The sequence below is a fragment of the Mesorhizobium sp. M1E.F.Ca.ET.063.01.1.1 genome, from assembly GCF_003998155.1.
Lineage (GTDB): Bacteria > Pseudomonadota > Alphaproteobacteria > Rhizobiales > Rhizobiaceae > Mesorhizobium.
Genome location: NZ_RZSC01001223.1, coordinates 1 through 1,090 on the forward strand (window position 1 = coordinate 1; position 1,090 = coordinate 1,090).

The following is a 1,090-nucleotide window of genomic DNA, read 5'->3' on the forward strand; positions in this document are numbered from 1 at the left end:
TCTCATGCGGGTAGCCGTCGTCTCTAACCTTCATTCTACGGGCGTGATCAACCGATTCGGTCAGCCCTGTTCGGTGCCGCCCCAGCCTTGGCCGGAGTCATCCTACGAGACAGCCCAAAGAGTAATGGCGGCACTGCAAGAGAGCGGTCACGAGACGCTGCTGTGTGAAGGCGACAAAGGACTGCTCGCTTCCCTCGAGCGGTTCATGCCACCCGATTCGCACGCGCGCCCTTCCGGTATCGTCTTCAATTATGCCGAGGGAATTCAGGGCGAGTACCCTCTCGCTCACGTTCCGGCCATGCTTGAGATGGCCGGTGTTCCGTACACTGGTTGTGGGCCGCATGGGATTGGGCTCACGAGCGACAAGGTCATCACCAAGAGACTCATCGGCGATTGCGGTGTGCCGACGCCTAACTTTCGCGTGATGCGTCACGGCACGGAGAATACCGGCGACCTGCGCTTTCCAGTGGTAGTGAAGCCTCGTCACGAAGACAACAGCTTCGGTTTGCAACTCGTGGATAACCCCGCTCAGTTGAGACAGGCCGTGGAAGTGATAGTCACGCAATATGCGCAGGATGCGCTCGTGGAAGAATACATTGACGGGCGAGAAATCGCCATCGGGCTGCTGGGAAACGGAGACATCGAGGTTTTGCCTCTGGTGGAACACGACTTCGGCGACCGGGAAACGCGCCTTTACACTTGGGAAGGGAAGTACATGGCGGCCGGGACGCCGCGGAAGATTTGCCCGGCCGAAGTCGGGAGCAGCCTTGCGACCGTGCTGCGGGATATTTCGGTCGCGACCTTCCGTGCCTGCCAATGCCGGGACTTTGCCCGCGTCGATCTCAGGATTGACCGCTCCGGCGAGCCCTTTGTGCTGGAGATCAACTCCATTCCGGGGCTCGGAACCTCCTCCTCTTACCCCCTTGCTGCGAGCACCGCTGGATATAGCTTCTCGAGCTTGGTCAATCGCATTCTCAATGTCGCCCATACGCGGTATTTCGGAATCGACATTCCTCACAATAGGTAGAATTGCGACTTCGAAAAAGTCGCAACACGAATCACTTGCAGCTTTGATCGGAAACGCTGAGCC

General features: G+C 58.3%; 1 protein-coding gene. It reads left to right on the forward strand.

Annotated elements, in window-relative coordinates:
* The first annotated feature begins 4 nt into the window (after positions 1 to 4).
* Positions 5 to 1,027 (forward strand): ATP-grasp domain-containing protein, encoded by a 1,023-nt coding sequence (locus tag EOA29_RS37430; protein ID WP_127222459.1) that lies wholly within the window; start codon positions 5 to 7, stop codon positions 1,025 to 1,027.
* Positions 1,028 to 1,090: the final 63 nt, after the last annotated feature.